1 protein-coding gene is annotated in these 393 nt (G+C 55.5%); it reads left to right on the forward strand.

Going from position 1 to position 393, the window contains the following annotated elements; translation table 11 throughout:
• A partial coding sequence (locus tag CWB80_RS22000) for an Ig-like domain-containing protein (protein WP_249362680.1) occupies positions 1 to 393 on the forward strand: 393 nt, incomplete at both ends.

A 393-nucleotide genomic window follows, 5' to 3' on the forward strand; every position in this document is an offset into this window, starting at 1 on the left:
TTAGTGCTGCTTACTATCACTGACAGTGCCGGTAATGTACAAAGTGCGACAGCGACGGTGCAAGCGGATGGCAGTTGGTCTGTTGAGCCAAGTACGGCATTAGCCGAAGGGGATTATACCGTGGTGGCCACCGTGAGCGACGCGGCGGGTAACGAAGGCAGCGATACTGAAACAGGCACCATCGATGTGACGGCACCAACGATTAGCATTGATGCGCCAGCGCTGACCAACGACAATACGCCGACGGTCACTGGCACCTCAGACTTAGCCAATACCTCACTCGCCGTGACCTTTACCGATGCTGATGGTATCAGCCATACCGTGACAGTCACCACTGATGCTTCAGGCAATTGGAGCGCCGAAGCAGGGCAAGCCTTAGCTGATGGCAACTAC

Source organism: Pseudoalteromonas sp. S1650 (assembly GCF_005887195.1).
Classification (GTDB): Bacteria; Pseudomonadota; Gammaproteobacteria; order Enterobacterales; family Alteromonadaceae; genus Pseudoalteromonas; species Pseudoalteromonas simplex.